Origin of the sequence: Enterobacter sp. BWH64, assembly GCF_001037645.1 — a bacterium.
Classification (GTDB): domain Bacteria; phylum Pseudomonadota; class Gammaproteobacteria; order Enterobacterales; family Enterobacteriaceae; genus Enterobacter; species Enterobacter hormaechei_C.
Map to the genome: position 1 here is coordinate 1,022,030 of NZ_KQ089922.1, position 19,712 is coordinate 1,041,741.

Below are 19,712 nucleotides of genomic sequence, written 5' to 3' on the forward strand. Positions count from 1 at the left end.
GTAGAGGTTGTATTTTTATTGCACTGCTGGACTACACGTGACGTTCTAATTATTAATATCTATCCATTGTCTTAACTGAGATGACCGATAAAAAGCCTCCACAATCTTGAGTGATTTTCCGGCGGTACAAATATCGGTAAAATCCGTACTCTCCGGGTGATGAATAGCGTGATAAAAACGGCGGATCGCCTGCTGGTGTCCTAATCCCCAGTAACTTTTTGCGGTGCCATCAGGAGAGGCATCGCTTTCCAGGCGAAATCGTTCGCCGGGCGTTATGCGCCAGAGCGTGTTGTCGTTGAGCAGCAGTGAGCCGCGCTCGCAGTGGATCTCCAGACAGAGGGGGGAATCCGTGGTGTGGCAGTTGCTGGCATAAAACAGACCGCGCGCACCGTTGGTAAAGTGAAGCGTGGCCATCGCGCTGTCTTCCCCTTGCGTGACGTCAGCCAGTTCCCCGCTGTCGACTACCCCCTTCAGCCGCGTGACGCCACCCGCGAACCACTGCATCAGATCGAGGGTATGGATCGCCTGGTTGATTAGCAGGCTTCCACCTTCCGTTGCCAGCTGCCCGCGCCACGGGCTTTCCGTGTAATACGCCCCCGAGCGGGACCAGGTCAGCACAGCTTTGATACTTAACATCTTTCCCAGTACGCCTTCCGCCAGCTCCTTGCGAATGCGCAGGCTGGTCGGATTGAGCCGGTTCTGGTAGCAGACGCCGAGCCTGCCGGGTGCCTGCGCGGCGGCAGAGGCAATGTCGGCAAGCTCGCTGCTGTTCATGCCCACCGGTTTTTCGCAAAAGACATGTTTCCCGGCGGCCAGCGCCGCCAGAATCATGTTTTTGTGCTCGAAGTGGGGCGTGCAGATATGCACCACGTCGATGCTGTCATCCAGCAGCATTTCCCGGTAATCCTGATAAAAGCGGCACTGATAGTTCATCGCCAGCTTCAGTCCTTTGACGCTGTCGATATCGACCAGCGCGCGCAGCGCGACATTGGGGATTTGCCTCAGGGCATTCACATGGCAACTGTGAATAGCCCCGGCACCGATAATCGCCGTGTTCAGGATGTTCATGTCGTCCCCTTAGTCAGCTGCGTTTGCGAGCATTTGTGCTTTCACGCACAGTTCGGCAGCTTTGAAAGCATGCGCCTGAGTCATGGCATTTTCGGTGCGGTGCAGGCAGTCGAGGATCAGTTCGCCAAAGTACGGGAACCCAACCTGCCCGGCCACAGGATAGCGGAACTCGCCCTCGTTATTGACGAGGTAAACGACATCCTGCTCACCCCGGGTGAGATCGACATATTTACGGATCTCGATATACCCGTCGGTACCGAGCAGCGTCAGGCGACCATCGCCCCAGGTGGAGAGCCCGTCAGGAGTGAACCAGTCACAACGGAAATAGCCGCTGGCGCCGTTTTCTCCTTTGAGCATGGCGTCGCCAAAATCTTCGAATGCGGGATACTGCGGGTGGTTAACGTTGCGCACCTGGCTGGCGACCACGGTGGCGTCGCGGTTGCCGGTATAAAACAGGAACTGCTCGATCTGGTGGCTGCCGATGTCGCACAGGATGCCGCCGAAATAGCGACGATCGTAGAACCAGTCCGGGCGGCCAGTCCCTTCCCGGTGCGGCCCCATGCCCAGGGTTTGCACCACGCGACCAATGGCGCCTTGCTGTACCAGCTGCCCGGCAAAGACCGCGCTTTCCACGTGCAGACGCTCGCTGTAGTAGACCGCGTATTTTTTCCCGGTTTTCTCCACCATCGCTTTGGCGTCTGCCAGCTGTTCAAGGGTGGTGAGCGGCGCTTTGTCCGTGAAGTAGTCTTTGCCAGCCGTCATCGCCTTCAGCCCCAGCGCACAGCGTTCGGAGGGGATGGCCGCCCCGGCCACCAGGCGCACGTCGCCATCGGCGAGAATAACGTCCAGGGAATCAGCCACCTTCACCTGCGGGTACTGCTGAACAAACGTGTCCACTTTCGCCGGATCGGGATCGTAAACCCACTTCAGCGTGGCACCTGCTTCAATCAGGCCATTACACATTCCGTAGATATGGCCGTGGTCGAGCGCGGCGGCGGCAAATACAAATTCACCCGCCTGCACCACCGGCTGCGGTTTGCCCACCGGCGCGTAGTTCATTCCGTCATTCTTGTTCATGGTTACAGTCCTCGATCCAGATCTTTACCCAGAGGGATAGCGCCCACTTCGCTGAAGTTGGCGACGCTTGCGGATTTTTCATAAAAACGGGGGGCGAGAGCGTTCGTCCCGCCGGTACGGTAAAACGGATCATCGCGGCTAACAGGCAGGGAAACGACACTGCGGGTAATGGCTGATTTATACATCGCAGTAATCAGCTCCAGCGAGCGCTTACCCTGCACGCCGTCCACCAGCGGGGCCGTACCGCGCTCAATGCTCTGAAGCAGGTCGTTAATCTGCCCGGTGTGCAGAGTCCATTCGAGCCTGGGCGTCGCCTGGAAAACGGCATCAAGCAGGGCTTCTCGCTCAATATCATTGGTCTCCTGCGGGAAGCCGTTGTCAGCACTCACGCTGGCATAAGCCTGCCATGGGGCGGAGATGCGCGCTTTATCACCCTGGATAATGATCTTCTGATCTTCCCCGTGGTGTACTACCGAGGCGGTAAGCTGGGTGAGTGCGCCGCTGGGGTATTTGAATATCGCGGCGCTAAGGTCTTCCACTTCGGCGTTGTCATGGGCCACGTTAGTCATCATCGCCACCACCTCAGACGGGAAGCCGAGCATCCACTGAATGGCGTCAATATGGTGCACCGCGTGGTTCAGCGTGCAGCCGCCCCCTTCCTTTTCCCACGTGCCGCGCCACCACAGGTCGTAGTAGCAATGTCCGCGCCACCAGAAGGAATCCACCTGCGCATGGCATATTTTTCCGGCGAGGCCGGAATCCAGCGCCGCTTTTAAGCGCCAGAAGGCATCGGTAAAGCGGTTCTGGGCAATAATGGAGAGCGTTTTTCCGCTGGCCTGCTGGGCGGCGATCATCGCATCACACTCCTCCAGCGAGGCGGCCATCGGTTTTTCACACAGTACATGGCAGCCGGCATGAAGCGCATCAATGCTGATCTCCGCATGGACATAGGGCGGGGTGCAGACGTCAACGATATCGATGGGAAGCGCATCCTCCAGCAACTGCCGGTGGCTGGCGTACACGCGGGCGTCCGTCAGGCCGTAACGCGCTTTTTTCTCTTCCGCTTTCTCCGGATAGATATCAACCAGCGCAACGATCCGGCAGCGCTGTCCAAACTGCAAATAACCCTGAATATGGTTATGGGAGATATTTCCTGTTCCCACAATGGCGACATTTAACATCGATTTTCTCCGGTGTTACCAGGTACCCGCGGCATCCAGCGTGATGCTGGTGGCCCCTTTATCTACAGAGGTGCTGATGCGCTGCTGAAGCAGGCGCAGGTATTGCTTTTCGTTCAGCGGTAGCTCAACCCAGTCGTCCGTCCAGGTGGAGAGGTGCATGGCGTTAGAGAGGGTTAAACCGCGAATGCCGTCCAGACCCGGTGCAATCAACGGCTCGCCGCGCAGCACGGCGGCGCAGAAGTTGGCGGTGATGACGTGGTGCTCGCTGTATTCCGGGGCAACAGGGACAGAAACCTCCCAGCATTCCGGCTCACCGAAGCCATTCTGCCAGCGAGCGTTAAACTCGGTTTCCGATTCGCGCAGCCGCCAGTAGCGCAGTTTGCCCTCGTCGACGACCACTTTACCGCGATCGCCGACAATCTCCAGGCGGTTGGTGCCCGGCGTTTCCGCGACGGTGGTGATGAACACGCCGGTCGCACCGCTGGCGTATTCGGCGTAGGCGGTCACCTCGTCTTCCACTTCGATATCGCGATGCTTACCGAACTGGCAAAACGCGCGCAGACGAACCGGCATACCCACCAGCCACTGCCAGAGATCGAGCTGGTGCGGGTCCTGGTTGAGCAGCACGCCGCCGCCTTCCCCTTTCCAGGTGGCGCGCCAGCCGCCGGAGTTGTAGTAACTCTGCGAGCGATACCAGTTGGTGATGATCCAGTTGGAGCGGCGGATCTCGCCCAGCTCGCCGCTGTCGATCAGATCTTTCACTTTCTGATACAGCGGGTTGGGCCGCTGGTTATACATGATGCCGAACACCACGTCGCACTCCCGGGCGCAGGCGTTCATCTCCTGGACCTGCGCGGTGTAGACGCCTGCTGGCTTCTCACACAGGGTATGAATGCCGTGGCGCATCGCCAGCATCGACAGGTGCGGGTGATCGTAATGCGGCGTGGCGACAATGACCGCATCGATAAGCCCGCTCTGGAGCATCTCCTGCGCATCACTGAACAGCGGAATGCCGCCAACCAGCTGCCGAATGGCCGGATGCTTTTCCGGCGCGTTATCGCACACCGCCGTAAGGCAGGCGTCGCTGACGGTTCCGGCCAGTAAATAGCGTGCGTGGACCGTACCGATATTACCTATACCAATAATGCCAAAACGTACCTTCTCCATGTCTCACCTTAATTTCAGTAAAAAAGCGTGATGACCGAAAAATAGGAAAGGCGAGACGTAGCGACAATGTGTTTTTGTGAGAATACTCGCAAGGTGAATAAGTAAACTCCAACCATTTTGAAATTTGGTTTTAAAATCAAAGCGCTGTTTCTGCAAATATTTGCAAAAACTGATTGAGAGCGAGGTCACACTATGCCGGGCAAGTTAAAAATGGAGGAGATCGCATCCCTGACGGGATATTCCGTGAGCACGGTTTCCAGGGTGTTGAGCGGCAAGTCTTATACCAGCGATAAGGCCCGGGAAGCCATTGTCCGCATCGCACGGGAGCTTGGCGTGCTGGAGTCGATGGCGAGCGGACGGCTTTTAATTAACGGAATCGCTGTATTTGCGCCTGAAAGAACGTTTCAGGGGCGTGGGGATATTTTTTATCTGGAAGTGACCAAAGGCATTGCGGAAGCCAGCGCGCCACATAATGTCTGGATCAGTTATTGCGGATTAGAGGAACAAAATGCGGACGTGAAATTATTTATGGAAAAGGCAAGCCATAAAAATATTAACGCAATAATTATCATTGGTACGGATGATTCCACCATATTTAAGCTGGCCAGCACGCTGAATAAACCCTGTGTATTAATTAATTCCGTCGACCGGGACCGGGTGCTGGATTCGGTTTCCCCCGATCATCGCGCAATCGGCTTTACCACGATGCAATATCTTTTCGAGCAGGGGCATCGCCGGGTGCTGACCATCACCTGTTTACGCCGGGACACGCTCTATGCCCGGCTGGATGGAATTAAAGAAGCGTACCGGCATTTTCATGTGGCGTTTGAGCCGCAGCGGGATTTACTGGTCACGGAGTGGTTTACCGCTGAAGAGGCTGAGCGCGAGCTGGATGCGTGGCTGTTACGTCACGACAGAGCGCAGTGGCCTGAGGTCATTTTTCCCAACAGCACCAGCATGACCGAGGGTGTGCTGAAGGCGTTACAGCGGCATGGGCTGCGCGTGCCGGAAGACATCTCCATCATCACCACCGATTTTGCGTGGAATTTAGCAAACCGGCTTGAAAAGCCCATTACGGGGATCACGGTGCCCTGTCGGGATTTGGGTATAGAAGCGGTGCATTTGCTGCAAACGCGGCTCAACCGACCACAGGCGCCAGTGTTTAACCTGCTGTTGCAGGGGAAAGTCATTGATTACGGCTCGGTGAGTAATGCCACGCGCCACGCGGCTCGCGTGGCGCTGATGCAGTAATCAGGCCTGCTGTGGAGGCAGGCAAACGCCGATGCCGCCAATGCCGCAGTAGCCATACGGATTTTTATGCAGGTACTGCTGGTGGTCGTCTTCGGCATAGTAGAACGGTTTCGCGGTAGCGATTTCCGTCGTGACCTGACGTTTATCACCGGCCGCCTGCATCGCTTCCTGGAAACGCGTCAGGCTGGCGTGGGCGGCGGCCTCCTGCTCTGGGGTGAGCGGGTAGATGGCCGAACGGTATTGGGTGCCGTGATCGTTACCCTGACGCATGCCCTGCGCCGGGTCATGGTTTTCCCAGAACACCTGGAGCAGCTGTTCATAGCTAATGACGCTCGGGTCATACACCACACGCACCGCTTCAGCATGACCGGTCTCACCGGAACAGACTTCGCGGTAGGTTGGGTTAGGCGTATATCCTCCGGTGTAGCCCGCAGCGGTGCTGTACACGCCCGGCAGTTGCCAGAACAGGCGTTCTACGCCCCAGAAGCAGCCCATGGCAAACAGGGCGATCTCCATTCCATCAGGAACGTTTGTCATTGAATGGTTGTTTACGGCGTGTAATGTTGCCACTGGCATAGGGGTGTTGCGTCCCGGTAACGCATCGGCTTGTGATACCAGATGCTTTTTATCGAATAAACTCACGGTGGGGCCTCCCGGGTAGCGTTGTTTCGGTTAAGGTTGTCACGAAGCGTTTAATTGAACACAATAAATGCGATGAATGAGTCTAGATTTAATCATAAGAAATATTTGGGTGTTACACCCTTTTTCAACCCGTAATTTGGGTTTTTGGCTTTCAGGCCGTATTTTGCCGCGGAGCGGCACTGCATTTGCTTCCAGGGTGGAAACAGGGATATTCAGGAGAAAACGTGACAAAGATCCGCCAGTTATGTTTAGTCAGCTTACTGCTGACCAGCGGGATTGCCAGCGCGGCGAATGTCCGTTTGCAGGTTGAGGGGTTATCCGGGGCGCTGGAAAAAAACGTGCGTGCGCAGCTTTCTACTATCCAGAGCGATGAGGTCACGCCGGATCGGCGTTTTCGCGCGCGCGTGGATGACGCCATCCGCGAAGGCTTAAAGGCGTTGGGGTACTACGAACCCACCATCGATTTCGATTTACGCCCGCCGCCGGCGAAAGGACGCCAGGTGTTGATTGCCCGCGTCTCGCCGGGCGAACCCGTCCTGATTGGCGGCACGAACGTGGTGCTGCGCGGCGGTGCGCGCACCGATCGGGACTACCTGGATCTGCTCAGCACCCGTCCGAAAGTGGGCACCGTGCTCAATCACGGGGATTACGATCGTTTTAAAAAATCCTTAACCAGCGTTTCGCTGCGCAAAGGCTACTTCGACAGCCGGTTCAACAAAAGCCAGCTGGGCGTTGCGCTTGAGCGACGTCAGGCATTCTGGGATATCGATTACGACAGCGGCGAGCGCTACCGGTTTGGCGATGTGACCTTCGAAGGATCGCAAATCCGTGACGAGTATCTGCAAAATCTGGTGCCGTTTAAAAAGGGCGACTACTACCAGTCCAGCGACCTGGGCGAGCTGAACCGTCGTTTGTCCGCGACGGGCTGGTTTAACTCCGTGGTGGTAGCGCCGGAATTTGATAAATCCCGTAAAACGAAAGTGTTACCGCTGCATGGCGTGGTCTCTCCGCGCACCGAGAACACCATCGAGACCGGTGTCGGCTACTCCACGGACGTCGGCCCGCGCGTGAAAGCCTCGTGGAAAAAACCGTGGATGAACTCCTACGGCCACAGCCTGACCACCAGCGTCAGCCTGTCTGCACCTGAACAGCAGCTGGACTTCAGCTATAAAATGCCGCTGCTGAAAAATCCGCTTGAGCAATACTACCTCGTGCAGGGCGGCTTTAAGCGTACCGATTTGAACGATACCGAGCAGGACTCGACGACTCTTGCGGTATCACGCTTCTGGGATCTCTCCAGCGGCTGGCAGCGCGCCATTAACCTGCGCTGGAGCCTCGACCACTTTACCCAGGCAAACGTCACCAACACCACCATGCTGCTTTATCCGGGCGTGATGATCAGCCGTACCCGCTCGCGCGGTGGCCTGATGCCGACCTGGGGCGATTCTCAGCGCTACTCCATCGATTACTCCAACACCGCCTGGGGCTCCGACGTAGACTTCTCCGTCTTTCAGGCGCAAAACGTCTGGATCCGCACGCTGTACGACAAACACCGCTTTGTGATGCGCGGTAATCTCGGCTGGATCGAAACCGGTGATTTCGAACGCGTCCCGCCGGATCTGCGCTTCTTCGCCGGGGGCGACCGCAGCATTCGCGGGTATAAGTACAAATCGATCTCACCTGAAAACGACAAAGGCCAGTTGACCGGGGCGTCAAAACTGGCGACTGGCTCGCTGGAGTACCAGTACAACGTCAGCGGCAAGTGGTGGGGAGCGATGTTCGTTGACGGCGGTGAAGCGGTGAACGATATCCGCCGCAGCGATTTCAAAACCGGCGCGGGCGTAGGCGTGCGCTGGCAGTCACCGGTCGGGCCCATCAAGCTCGATTTCGCCGTTCCGGTGGGCGACAAAGACGAACACGGTTTACAGTTTTACATCGGTCTGGGGCCTGAATTATGAGTTTATGGAAGAAGATAAGCCTCGGGGTGCTGATTTTTATCGTATTACTGCTCAGTACGGTGGCGTTTCTGGTGGGCACCACCACGGGCCTGCATTTGCTGTTTAACGCCGCGAACCGCTGGGTGCCGGGGCTGGAAATCGGCCAGGTCACGGGCGGCTGGCGCGATCTGCGCCTGAAAAATATCCGTTATGAACAGCCTGGTGTGGCGGTGAACGCGGGCGAGTTTCATCTGGCGGTCAAGCTCGGCTGCCTGCGGGACAGCCAGCTATGCGTAAACGATTTGTCGCTAAAAGACGTTAACGTGGCGATAGATTCCAAAAAAATGCCGAAGTCCGAGCCTGTCGAAGAAGAGGACAGCGGCCCGCTGAACCTCTCCACGCCGTACCCGATTGCGCTTTACCGGGTCGCACTGGATAACGTGAATATCAAAATCGACGACACGACGGTATCCGTGATGGATTTCACCTCCGGTCTGCGCTGGCAGGAGAAAAACCTCACCCTGACCCCAACCTCCCTGCAAGGGCTGCTGATTGCGCTGCCGAAGGTGGCCGATGTGGCGCAGGAAGAGATCGTCGAGCCGAAGATCCAGAACCCGCAGCCGGAAGAAAAACCGCTGGGCGAAACGCTGAAAGATCTCTTCTCGAAACCGGTTCTGCCGGAGATGACCGACGTGCATCTGCCGCTGAACCTCAATATCGAAGAGTTTAAGGGCGAGCAGTTGCGTCTGACCGGCGATACCGATCTGACGGTCTTCAACATGCTGCTTAAAGTCAGCAGTATCGACGGCAACATGAAGCTCGACGCGCTGGATATTGATACTAACCAAGGGTCGGTCAACGCCTCAGGCAATGCGCTGCTGCGCGACAACTGGCCGGTAGATATTACGCTGAACAGCGCCCTGAACATCGATCCGCTGAAAGGCGAAAAGGTGAAGTTGAAAGTCGGCGGCGCGCTGCGCGAGAAGCTGGAGTTCGGCGTGAACCTCTCCGGACCGGTGGATATGGTGCTGCGCGGGCAAACCCAGCTGGCAGAGGCCGGTTTACCGCTCAACCTTGAGGTTGTCAGCAAGCAGCTTTACTGGCCGTTCACCGGCGAAAAACAGTTCCAGGCTGACGATCTGAAGCTGAAGCTAAGTGGCAAAATGACCGACTACACGCTGTCGTTCCGCACGGCAGTGAAGGGGCAGGGGGTACCGCCCGCCGATATAACCCTGGATGCGAAGGGTAACGAGTTGCAGGTTAACCTCGACAAGCTGACCGTGGCGGCGCTGGAAGGAAAAACCGAGCTGACCGCGCTGCTCGACTGGCAGCAGGCGATCAGCTGGCGCGGCGAGCTGAAGCTGACCGGGATCAACACCGCTAAAGAGGTCCCGGACTGGCCGTCAAAACTGGATGGCCTGATCAAAACCCGCGGTAGCCTGTACGGTGGCACCTGGCAGATGGATGTGCCGGAACTCAAGCTCACCGGCAACGTGAAGCAGAACAAAGTCAACGTAGAGGGCTCGCTTAAGGGCAACAGCTATCTCCAGTGGGTGATCCCGGGCCTGCACGTGGCGCTGGGTCGCAACACGGCGGATATCAAAGGCGAGCTGGGCGTGAAAGACCTCAATCTGGATGCCACCATCGACGCGCCAAATCTCGATAACGCCCTGCCGGGTCTTGGCGGCACGGCGAAGGGGTTAGTGAAGGTTCGCGGTACGGTGGAGGCGCCGCAGCTGCTGGCGGACATCACCGCCAATAACCTGCGCTGGCAGGAACTTTCTATTGCCCGCGTACGTGTCGAGGGAGACGTGAAATCCACCGATCAGATCGGCGGAAACCTGGATCTGCGCGTGGAGCGTATCTCTCAGCCGGACGTGAACATCAGTCTGGTCACGCTGGCGGCAAAAGGTAACGAAAAGCAGCACGATCTCCAGTTACGCGTGCAGGGCGAGCCGGTCTCCGGGCAGCTGCACCTGACGGGCAGTTTTGACCGCCAGGCGACGCGCTGGAAAGGCGTGCTGGATAACACCCGCTTCAGCACGCCGGTCGGCCCGCTGGTGCTGTCGCGGTCTGTCGCGCTGGATTACCGCAACGCGGAGCAAAAGATCAGCATTGGGCCACACTGCTGGACCAACCCGAATGCTGAGCTGTGCGTGCCGCAGACCATTGATGCGGGCGCGGAAGGACGCGCGCAGATCAACCTCAACCGTTTCGACCTGGCGATGCTGAAACCTTTTATGCCGGAAACCACCCAGGCCAGCGGGGTCTTCAGCGGCAAAGCGGACGTCGCGTGGGACACCACCAAAGAGGGACTGCCGCAGGGCAGCGTTACCCTCTCCGGACGTAACGTGAAGGTGACGCAGGAGGTCAATGACGCGCCGCTGCCGGTGGCGTTCGACACCCTGAATGTGAACGCTGACCTGCGTAACAATCGTGCGGAACTGGGATGGCTGATCCGCCTGACCAACAACGGTCAGTTTGACGGACAGGTGCAAATTACCGATCCGCAAGGGCGGCGCAATCTCGGCGGCAACGTCAATATTCGCAACTTCAACCTGGCGATGGTGAATCCGATCTTCTCGCGGGGAGAAAAGGCGGCGGGGATGCTCAGCGCCAACCTGCGTCTGGCGGGGGATGCGCAAAGCCCGCAGCTGTTTGGCCAGATGCGGTTAAACGGCGTGGACATTGACGGTAACTTTATGCCGTTCGATATGCAGCCAAGCCAGCTGACGATGAACTTTAACGGCCAAAGCTCAACCCTCAGTGGCTCAGTGCTGACGCAGCAGGGACAAATCAACCTGAGCGGTGACGCAGACTGGAGCCAGCTCGACAACTGGCGCGCCCGTATTGCGGCCAAGGGCAGCAGGGTGCGTATCACGGTACCGCCGATGGTGCGGCTGGACGTGTCGCCAGACGTGGTCTTTGAGGCAACGCCGAGTCTCTTCACCCTGGACGGCCGTGTTGACGTACCGTGGGCGCGCATCGTGGTTCACGAGGTGCCGGAAAGCGCGGTTGGCGTCTCCAGTGACGAAGTTATGCTCAATGAAAATCTGAAACCTGTTGAACAGAAGAGCGCTGGCATACCGATCAATAGTAATCTTATCGTGCACGTGGGGAATAACGTGCGTTTGGACGCGTTTGGGCTGAAGGCGAGACTCACGGGTGACCTGAAAGTGGCGCAGGATCAACAGGGGCTTGGCCTCAATGGACAAATCAATATTCCTGAAGGGCGCTTCCATGCCTACGGTCAGGATTTGATTGTGCGTAAAGGCGAGCTGCTGTTCTCCGGTCCACCGGATCAGCCGGTACTCAATATCGAAGCGATCCGTAACCCGGAAGCCACCGAAGATGATGTGATTGCGGGCGTGCGCGTGACGGGCTCCGCCGATGAACCTAAGGCAGAGATCTTCTCTGACCCGGCCATGTCGCAACAGGAAGCGCTCTCTTACCTCCTTCGCGGCCAGGGTCTGGATAGCCAACAGGGCGATGGTGCGGCAATGACATCAATGTTAGTCGGTCTGGGGGTTGCACAAAGTGGTCAGGTTGTGGGTAAAATCGGCGAGACGTTTGGCGTAAGCAATCTGGCGCTGGACACTCAGGGCGTGGGTGACTCTTCGCAGGTAGTGGTCAGCGGCTATGTACTGCCGGGTCTACAGGTAAAATATGGCGTGGGGATCTTTGACTCACTGGCTACACTCACGTTACGTTATCGCCTGATGCCTAAGCTATATCTGGAAGCAGTGTCCGGCGTAGACCAGGCACTTGATCTGCTCTATCAGTTTGAGTTTTAGCAATGCGAATATTTGTTTACGGCAGTTTACGAACCAGGCAAGGCAACAGCCACTGGATGACCAACGCCCAGTTGCTGGGAAATTACACAATCGAAAACTACCAGTTGTACAGTCTGGGCCACTATCCAGGCGCGGTTCCGGGGAACGGAACGGTACAGGGTGAGGTTTATCGTATTGATAATGCTACGCTGGCCGAACTTGATGCCTTGCGCACCAGGGGCGGTGAATACGCTCGCCAGTTGATCCAGACGCCTTACGGCAGTGCATGGATGTACGTGTACCAACGTTCGGTCGACGGGTTAACGTTGATTGAAAGCGGTAACTGGTTAGACAGAGACCAGTTCTGAAAAACGACAACGCCACCGTAAGGTGGCGTTGTCGTTTTGCGCCGTAGGCCCGTGCAAGCGTAGCGCCGCCGGGCGATACTCCTCAATCGCACGGGTTACCTGGAGCGACAGGCACAAAAAAGCCCCGACGCGCGGGGCTTAGTCTCAGCAGTAAGAATTACTTCTTAGCAGCACGCTCGAAGGAGGCGATGATTTCTGCTTTCGCCGCTTCTGCGTTATCCCAGCCTTCAACTTTAACCCATTTGCCTTTTTCGAGATCTTTGTAGTGCTCGAAGAAGTGGGCGATCTGCGCTTTCAGCAGCTCTGGCAGGTCGTTCACATCTTTAATGTGATCGTACTCTTTGCTCAGCTTGGTGTGCGGTACGGCAACCAGTTTCGCATCTTCACCCGCTTCGTCAGTCATTTTCAGCACGCCAACAGGACGGCAGCGAATGACGGAGCCTGGCTGCAATGGATATGGCGTTGGGACCAGTACGTCAACCGGGTCACCGTCCAGAGACAGAGTGTGGTTGATGTAGCCGTAGTTGCACGGATAGAACATGGCGGTAGACATGAAACGGTCAACGAACAGCGCACCGGTGTCTTTGTCGATTTCGTATTTGATTGGATCTGCGTTGGCCGGGATTTCGATCACAACGTAGATGTCTTCTGGCAGTTCTTTACCCGCAGGGACGTTGAGTAAGCTCATGTCGGTGTCCTTTAAAATGGATGGTAAACAAGTGGCAGGTATTATAGCCAACTGGCGCTGAAAGTCTCCGCCTGTTTTCGTCTTCTCTCCCTCACGCCTTCACTTTTCAGACCGTTTCCATGACAGGATAATCCATAAACTCAGCCGCATTTTAAATGTTGAAATGAAAGCGATTACAAACTTGTGATTAACGTTTTATTCACTTTTCTGAAGTGTGATGTAACGCAATCCGTAACATATTCCATTGGCTATAGTTCATCCGCGGAACATCTTTTAACCAACAATAACCTACCCTACGAGGACGTTCATATGTGGAAGCGCTTACTTCTTGTTACAGCAGTTTCGGCAGCCATGTCGTCTATGGCGATGGCCGCACCCTTAACCGTTGGATTTTCGCAGGTCGGATCTGAATCTGGCTGGCGCGCCGCTGAAACGAATGTGGCGAAAAGTGAGGCCGAAAAGCGCGGTATTACGCTGAAAATCGCCGATGGTCAGCAAAAGCAAGAGAACCAGATTAAAGCGGTGCGCTCGTTTATCGCTCAGGGCGTGGATGCCATCTTTATTGCCCCGGTTGTCGCCACGGGCTGGGAGCCGGTGCTGAAGGAAGCCAAAGATGCTGAAATTCCGGTCTTCCTGCTCGACCGTTCCATCGACGTAAAAGACAAATCTCTCTATATGACCACCGTCACCGCCGATAACGTGCTGGAAGGCAAACTGATTGGTGACTGGCTGGTGAAGCAGGTGGATGGCAAGCCGTGTAACGTGGTTGAGTTGCAGGGCACCGTCGGGGCGAGCGTGGCTATCGACCGTAAGAAAGGTTTCGCGGAGGCCATCGCCAAAGCACCAAACATCAAAATCATCCGTTCTCAGTCCGGCGACTTCACCCGTAGCAAGGGTAAAGAGGTCATGGAAAGCTTCATCAAGGCAGAAAATAACGGCAAAAATATCTGCATGGTTTATGCCCACAACGACGACATGGTAATCGGCGCCATCCAGGCCATCAAAGAAGCGGGCCTGAAGCCGGGCAAAGATATCCTCACCGGCTCGATCGACGGCGTACCGGACATCTACAAAGCGATGATTGACGGCGAAGCGAACGCCAGCGTGGAGCTGACGCCAAATATGGCGGGCCCGGCATTCGATGCGCTGGAGAAATTCAAGAAAGACGGCACCCAGCCTGAGAAGTTGACCATCACCAAATCCACGCTCTACCTGCCGGACACGGCGAAAGAAGAGTTAGAGAAGAAGAAAAATATGGGCTACTGATCCAGTGAAATTGCCGGGTGGCGCTGCGCTTACCCGGCCTACGATACGCTCTTTTGTAGGCCGGATAAGCGTAGCGTCATCCGGCCTGATGCAGGGGGAAACCATGACCACCGAACAACACCAGGAAATCCTCCGCACAGAGGGCCTGAGTAAATTTTTCCCTGGCGTTAAGGCGCTGGATAACGTTGATTTCAGCCTGCGGCGTGGGGAGATCATGGCGTTGCTCGGCGAAAACGGGGCGGGGAAGTCGACGCTGATTAAAACCCTGACCGGGGTCTATCACGCCGATCGCGGCGCTATCTGGCTGGAAGGTAACGCCATTTCGCCCAAAAACACCGCGCATGCCCAGCAACTGGGGATCGGCACGGTCTACCAGGAAGTGAACCTGCTGCCAAACATGTCGGTAGCGGATAACCTGTTTATTGGCCGCGAACCCAGACGTTTTGGCCTGCTGCGCCGCAAAGAGATGGAAGCGCGCGCCGCGAAGCTGATGGAATCGTATGGCTTCTCTCTCGACGTGCGCGAACCGCTGAACCGTTTTTCCGTAGCGATGCAGCAAATCGTCGCGATCTGTCGCGCTATCGATCTCTCGGCGAAAGTGCTGATCCTCGATGAACCCACCGCCAGCCTCGATACCCAGGAAGTGGAGATGCTTTTTACCCTGATGCGCCAGCTGCGTAATCAGGGCGTCAGCCTGATTTTCGTGACGCATTTCCTCGATCAGGTTTACGAGGTGAGCGACCGTATAACGGTGCTGCGCAACGGCAGCTTTGTCGGCTGCCGGGAAACCCGCGAGCTGCCGCAGATAGAGCTGGTCAAAATGATGCTGGGCCGCGAGCTCGAGACCAACGCGCTTCAGCGCGCGGGCCGTACGCTGCTGAGCGAAAAACCGATCGCCGCGTTTCACGATTACGGCAGAAAAGGGACCATCGCGCCGTTTAACCTCGAGGTACGCCCCGGTGAAATTGTGGGTCTGGCGGGGCTGTTAGGCTCCGGGCGCACCGAAACCGCCGAAGTCATCTTCGGGATCAAACCTGCCGACAGCGGAACGGCGCTGATCAAAGGCAAACCACAAACGCTACGTTCACCGCATCAGGCGTCGTGCCTCGGCGTGGGCTTCTGCCCGGAGGACAGGAAAACGGACGGGATTATTGCCGCCGCCTCGGTGCGGGAAAACATCATTCTGGCGCTACAGGCCCAGCGCGGCTGGCTGCGTCCGATCCCTAAGCGCGAGCAGAACGCGATTGCCGAGCGCTTCATCCGCCAGCTCGGTATACGTACCCCGAGCGCGGAACAGCCCATCGAGTTCCTCTCGGGCGGTAACCAGCAGAAGGTTCTCCTCTCGCGCTGGCTGCTCACCAAGCCGCAATTCCTGATCCTCGACGAGCCCACGCGCGGTATCGACGTGGGCGCGCACGCCGAAATCATCCGGCTTATCGAAACGCTCTGCGCCGACGGTCTGGCGCTGCTGGTGATCTCATCTGAGCTGGAGGAGCTGGTCGGCTATGCCGATCGCGTCATCATCATGCGCGATCGCAGGCAGGTGGCAGAGATCCCGCTGGATAAACTGTCGGTACCGGCGATCATGAATGCCATCGCGGCGAAAGGAGTCAAATGTGATGTCCCGTTCTCTTTCGCAAACTGGCGAAGCGAAGCGCCGCTTCACCTGGCCGACCGGCACGCCGCAAATCGTGGCGCTGCTGCTGGTGCTGCTGGTGGATAGCCTGGTGGCTCCGCATTTTTTCCAGATCGTCGTGCAGGATGGCCGCCTGTTTGGTAGCCCGATCGACATCTTAAACCGTGCCGCGCCCGTGGCGCTGCTGGCGATTGGTATGACGCTGGTCATTGCCACCGGCGGGATCGACCTCTCCGTCGGTGCGGTAATGGCGATTGCGGGCGCCACCGCCGCCTCGATGACCGTCGCCGGGCACAGCCTGCCGGTGGTCCTGCTGGCCGCGCTGGGCTCCGGCGTGCTTGCCGGGCTGTGGAACGGCATTTTGGTTGCGGTGCTCAAGATCCAGCCGTTTGTCGCGACGTTGATTTTGATGGTGGCCGGGCGCGGTGTGGCGCAGCTTATCACCTCCGGTCAAATCGTCACCTTTAACTCCCCGAGCCTGGCGTGGATCGGCAGCGGTAATTTTCTGTTCTTCCCGACGCCGGTGATCGTCGCGCTGGTGACGCTGGTGATGTTCTGGCTTTTCACCCGCAAAACGGCGCTCGGGATGTTCATCGAAGCGGTGGGGATTAACATTCGGGCCGCGAAAAACGCCGGGGTAAATACGCGGCTGATGGTGATGCTGACTTACGTGCTGAGCGGCGTCTGTGCTGCGATTGCCGGGGTGATCGTGGCCGCCGATATTCGCGGAGCGGATGCCAATAACGCCGGACTCTGGCTCGAGCTGGATGCGATCCTCGCGGTGGTTATCGGCGGTGGATCGCTGATGGGCGGACGTTTTAATTTGCTGCTCTCGGTGGTGGGGGCGTTGATTATTCAGGGTATGAATACCGGTATTTTGCTCTCCGGGTTCCAGCCGGAGCTGAATCAGGTCGTCAAAGCGGTCGTGGTGCTTATCGTACTTATCGTGCAGTCGCCGCGCTTTATCACTCTCATTAAGGGGAACCGCGGTCATGATAAAACGTAATTTGCCGTTAATGATCACGCTGGGCGTGTTCGTTCTGGGGTACCTCTATTGCCTTACCCAGTTCCCGGGCTTCGCCTCCACGCGGGTGATTTGCAACATCCTGACCGACAATGCCTTTTTAGGCATTATCGCCGTCGGCATGACGTTTGTGATCCTCTCCGGCGGGATCGACCTCTCCGTTGGGTCGGTGATCGCCTTTACCGGCGTGTTCCTTGCCAAGGCGATTGGCTTTTGGGGGATTTCGCCGCTGCTGGCTTTTCCGCTGGTGCTGGTCATGGGCTGCGCGTTCGGCGCCTTTATGGGGCTTTTGATCGATGCGCTGAAAATCCCGGCCTTTATCATCACCCTCGCCGGGATGTTCTTCCTGCGCGGCGTGAGCTATCTGGTGTCGGAGGAGTCAATTCCGATTAACCACCCGATCTACGACACGCTCTCCAGTCTGGCGTGGAAAATCCCCGGCGGGGGGCGCCTGAGCGCAATGGGGCTGCTGATGCTGGGCGTGGTGGTGATCGGGATCTTCCTCGCCCACCGTACCCGATTTGGTAACCAGGTTTATGCCATTGGCGGCAGCGCCACGTCCGCGAACCTGATGGGAATTTCCACGCGCAGCACGACTATTCGCATCTACATGCTTTCGACCGGGCTGGCCACCCTCGCGGGGATTGTATTCTCGGTTTATACCCAGGCAGGCTATGCCCTGGCGGGGGTGGGCGTTGAGCTGGACGCCATTGCCTCGGTAGTGATTGGCGGTACGCTGCTCAGCGGCGGAGTGGGGACAGTCCTCGGCACGCTGTTTGGCGTGGCGATCCAGGGGCTGATTCAGACCTATATCAACTTCGACGGCACGCTCAGCTCCTGGTGGACCAAAATCGCCATCGGCATTCTGCTGTTTATTTTTATCGCGCTCCAGCGCGGCCTGACGGTGCTGTGGGAGAACCGCCAGAGCTCGCCTGTTACCCGGGTGAATACATCTTTAACAGAGCGATAACATGCTGAAATTGCTTAAACTCTAAACATTTTCCGGTAGCGGCCGATATTCTTTTTTTATGCCCAGAAATATCTCGCTACCGGAAATAACATCATGCTTAAAACGCTATCGATTCGTACCGGCTTGCTCTCTTTACTGGCCGTTATGACCCTTCTGCTGCTGATTGTCAGCGGCATCGGCATTTATGCCCTTACACAAAGTTCCGCTTCTCTCCAGCGCATCAATCATCTTCAGGGTGAACAGATGGTGCAGCTGAATGCCGGCTATACGCTGATCCTGCGCGCGCGTAACGAAGCGGGGCAGGCCGTCCGCATGATGGAGGTCGGCCTGCTGGACGATGCGGCCAGGGCGGTCAAAACCATTAACCAGGAAGTGGCGCTGGCACAGAAAACGCTGAAGGACGTGATCGGCAGCGGCGTGGCGGATGAGCAGGGGCAAAAGCTGCTGGATAACGTTGCCGCGAGTCTGGCGGTGTACAACCAGCAGGGTATCAGCCCGATGCTGAAAGCCCTGAACGAGCAAAGCGCGGACAGCTATTACGATCTGCTGGAAAACAAGCTGGTCCCGGTGGCGAAGCAGTTTGATAACGATATGCAGGCGTTCCAGGCATGGAGCGAGGCGCGCGGTAAAGCGGAGGTGAGCGCCGTGCAGGCGAGTAAAACCCGCGTGCTGATCCTGATTATCGTCGCGGCGCTGCTGACGGCTGGCATTATCGTGCTGGCCTGGCTGGTGCTGCGCCATATGCTGCTCAAGCCGCTTTCAGCCTCGATTGCCCAGCTGGAACATGTGGCGGCCGGGGATTTAACCCATACCCTGAACGCGCCGGCGAGCCAGGAATTTAATCGCCTTAACGCGGCGATCGAAGGGATGCGCCAGTCGCTGATGGACTCGGTTCTGCGGGTGCGTGACGCCAGCTCGCAGATTGATACCGGCAGCCGCGAGCTGACGGCCGGGAATATGAACCTGGCCCAGCGCACGGAATCCACCGCCACCTCGCTGGAGCAGACGGCCGCCAGCATGGAAGAGATCACCGCCACGGTGAAACTTAACGCCGATAACGCCGAGCAGGCGCACCAGCTGGCGAAGTCGGTCTCCGATACCGCCGATCACGGCAGCGAAATGGTCTGTTATGTCATTGAGAAGATGCGCGACATCTCCGGCAGTTCGGCGCGCATCGCCGATATCCTGAGCGTCATCGACGGCATTGCCTTCCAGACCAATATCCTTGCGCTGAACGCCTCCGTTGAAGCGGCGCGTGCGGGTGAGCAAGGGCGAGGTTTTGCGGTCGTGGCGGGTGAGGTGCGCAATCTCGCCAGCCGCAGTGCTGATGCGGCGAAAGAGATCCGCTCGCTTATCAGCGATTCGCAAACCCACGTGAACGAGGGCAGCGAGCTGGCGCAGCAGGCCGGTGAGACGATGGACGAGATCGCCACCGAAGTACTGCGTATGACCAAACTGATGCGTGAAATTGCGACGGCGTCTCAGGAGCAGAGCCGCGGCATTGAGCAGGTGAATATCGCCGTCAACCAGATGGATGAAACGGCGCAGCAAAATGCGGCGCTGGTGCAGCAATCATCTGCGGCAACACGTTCCCTGGAGGAGCAGTCGCGCGAGCTGATGGAAGCGATGGCCTCCTTCAAGCTGACGACGCAAACGGCCTGAAA

General features: G+C 57.4%; 14 protein-coding genes and 1 pseudogene. 9 read left to right on the plus strand and 6 right to left on the minus strand.

Annotated features, from left to right (window positions below; translation table 11 throughout):
• Window positions 1-45: 45 nt before the first annotated feature.
• From SK50_RS04920 to SK50_RS04935, 4 genes are read right to left on the minus strand one after another with little or no spacing between them, the layout of a single operon-like run.
• Entirely contained in the window at window positions 46-1,068 is a 1,023-nt protein-coding gene (locus SK50_RS04920) for a Gfo/Idh/MocA family protein (RefSeq protein ID WP_032103138.1), read from the minus strand.
• 9 nt (window positions 1,069-1,077) lie between these two features.
• Entirely contained in the window at window positions 1,078-2,145 is a 1,068-nt protein-coding gene (locus SK50_RS04925) for a Gfo/Idh/MocA family protein (RefSeq protein WP_017383930.1), read from the minus strand.
• Between the two features lie 2 nt (window positions 2,146-2,147).
• Window positions 2,148-3,326, minus strand: a complete 1,179-nt coding sequence (locus tag SK50_RS04930; RefSeq protein WP_023302971.1) for a Gfo/Idh/MocA family protein — start codon at window positions 3,324-3,326, stop codon at window positions 2,148-2,150.
• 15 nt (window positions 3,327-3,341) lie between these two features.
• Window positions 3,342-4,493: a Gfo/Idh/MocA family protein gene (locus tag SK50_RS04935; protein ID WP_015572494.1), complete on the minus strand. Its 1,152-nt coding sequence runs from the start codon at window positions 4,491-4,493 to the stop codon at window positions 3,342-3,344.
• A 192-nt stretch (window positions 4,494-4,685) separates the two neighbouring features.
• On the opposite strand from SK50_RS04935, the gene SK50_RS04940 reads away from it, so the two are divergent.
• Window positions 4,686-5,744 (plus strand): LacI family DNA-binding transcriptional regulator, encoded by a 1,059-nt coding sequence (locus SK50_RS04940; RefSeq protein ID WP_023302973.1) that lies wholly within the window; start codon window positions 4,686-4,688, stop codon window positions 5,742-5,744.
• On the opposite strand, the gene msrA is transcribed toward SK50_RS04940, so the two are convergent.
• Window positions 5,745-6,386, minus strand: a complete 642-nt coding sequence (msrA, locus tag SK50_RS04945) for a peptide-methionine (S)-S-oxide reductase MsrA (RefSeq protein WP_006810351.1) — start codon at window positions 6,384-6,386, stop codon at window positions 5,745-5,747. It lies immediately after the preceding gene.
• A 224-nt stretch (window positions 6,387-6,610) separates the two neighbouring features.
• On the opposite strand from msrA, the gene tamA reads away from it, so the two are divergent.
• The 3 genes from tamA to SK50_RS04960 are packed head-to-tail and all read left to right on the plus strand — an operon-like array spanning window position 6,611 to window position 12,464.
• Complete coding sequence (gene tamA, locus SK50_RS04950) at window positions 6,611-8,344, plus strand: autotransporter assembly complex protein TamA (protein WP_032647013.1); 1,734 nt, start codon at window positions 6,611-6,613, stop codon at window positions 8,342-8,344.
• Complete coding sequence (gene tamB / locus SK50_RS04955; RefSeq protein ID WP_045344390.1) at window positions 8,341-12,117, plus strand: autotransporter assembly complex protein TamB; 3,777 nt, start codon at window positions 8,341-8,343, stop codon at window positions 12,115-12,117. Before tamA ends, tamB begins: the two co-directional genes overlap by 4 nt.
• 2 nt (window positions 12,118-12,119) lie before the next feature.
• Window positions 12,120-12,464, plus strand: coding sequence for a gamma-glutamylcyclotransferase family protein (locus SK50_RS04960; protein WP_017383925.1), 345 nt, complete (start codon window positions 12,120-12,122; stop codon window positions 12,462-12,464).
• 157 nt (window positions 12,465-12,621) lie between these two features.
• Here the strand turns inward: SK50_RS04960 and ppa are convergent, their stop codons facing one another.
• Complete coding sequence (gene ppa / locus SK50_RS04965) at window positions 12,622-13,152, minus strand: inorganic diphosphatase (protein WP_006810347.1); 531 nt, start codon at window positions 13,150-13,152, stop codon at window positions 12,622-12,624.
• 309 nt (window positions 13,153-13,461) lie between these two features.
• On the opposite strand from ppa, the gene ytfQ reads away from it, so the two are divergent.
• The 5 genes and pseudogenes from ytfQ (at window position 13,462) to SK50_RS04990 (ending at window position 19,710) form a co-directional block, all read left to right on the plus strand.
• On the plus strand, window positions 13,462-14,418 hold the full coding sequence (ytfQ, locus tag SK50_RS04970) for a galactofuranose ABC transporter substrate-binding protein YtfQ (protein ID WP_017383924.1): 957 nt from the start codon (window positions 13,462-13,464) through the stop codon (window positions 14,416-14,418).
• A 103-nt stretch (window positions 14,419-14,521) separates the two neighbouring features.
• Window positions 14,522-16,021 (plus strand): annotated as a pseudogene (ytfR, locus tag SK50_RS04975) (galactofuranose ABC transporter, ATP-binding protein YtfR); the annotation flags it as partial.
• Between the two features lie 13 nt (window positions 16,022-16,034).
• Window positions 16,035-17,060, plus strand: coding sequence for a galactofuranose ABC transporter, ATP-binding protein YtfT (ytfT, locus tag SK50_RS04980; protein WP_017694652.1), 1,026 nt, complete (start codon window positions 16,035-16,037; stop codon window positions 17,058-17,060).
• Window positions 17,047-18,048, plus strand: coding sequence for a galactofuranose ABC transporter, permease protein YjfF (gene yjfF / locus SK50_RS04985; protein WP_017383921.1), 1,002 nt, complete (start codon window positions 17,047-17,049; stop codon window positions 18,046-18,048). The genes ytfT and yjfF overlap by 14 nt, the downstream gene beginning before the upstream one ends.
• A 93-nt stretch (window positions 18,049-18,141) precedes the next feature.
• Window positions 18,142-19,710: a methyl-accepting chemotaxis protein gene (locus tag SK50_RS04990; RefSeq protein WP_017694651.1), complete on the plus strand. Its 1,569-nt coding sequence runs from the start codon at window positions 18,142-18,144 to the stop codon at window positions 19,708-19,710.
• Window positions 19,711-19,712 lie beyond the last annotated feature (2 nt).

Excerpts from the sequence above, each read along its gene's own strand:
- SK50_RS04920 (WP_032103138.1), bottom strand. The coding sequence starts at position 1,068 with ATGAACATCCTGAACACGGCGATTATCGGTGCCGGGGCTATTCACAGT.
- SK50_RS04925 (WP_017383930.1), bottom strand. The coding sequence starts at position 2,145 with ATGAACAAGAATGACGGAATGAACTACGCGCCGGTGGGCAAACCGCAG.
- SK50_RS04930 (WP_023302971.1), bottom strand. The coding sequence starts at position 3,326 with ATGTTAAATGTCGCCATTGTGGGAACAGGAAATATCTCCCATAACCAT.
- SK50_RS04935 (WP_015572494.1), bottom strand. The coding sequence starts at position 4,493 with ATGGAGAAGGTACGTTTTGGCATTATTGGTATAGGTAATATCGGTACG.
- SK50_RS04940 (WP_023302973.1), top strand. The coding sequence starts at position 4,686 with ATGCCGGGCAAGTTAAAAATGGAGGAGATCGCATCCCTGACGGGATAT.
- tamB (WP_045344390.1), top strand. The coding sequence starts at position 8,341 with ATGAGTTTATGGAAGAAGATAAGCCTCGGGGTGCTGATTTTTATCGTA.
- SK50_RS04960 (WP_017383925.1), top strand. The coding sequence starts at position 12,120 with ATGCGAATATTTGTTTACGGCAGTTTACGAACCAGGCAAGGCAACAGC.
- ppa (WP_006810347.1), bottom strand. The coding sequence starts at position 13,152 with ATGAGCTTACTCAACGTCCCTGCGGGTAAAGAACTGCCAGAAGACATC.
- ytfQ (WP_017383924.1), top strand. The coding sequence starts at position 13,462 with ATGTGGAAGCGCTTACTTCTTGTTACAGCAGTTTCGGCAGCCATGTCG.
- yjfF (WP_017383921.1), top strand. The coding sequence starts at position 17,047 with ATGATAAAACGTAATTTGCCGTTAATGATCACGCTGGGCGTGTTCGTT.
- SK50_RS04990 (WP_017694651.1), top strand. The coding sequence starts at position 18,142 with ATGCTTAAAACGCTATCGATTCGTACCGGCTTGCTCTCTTTACTGGCC.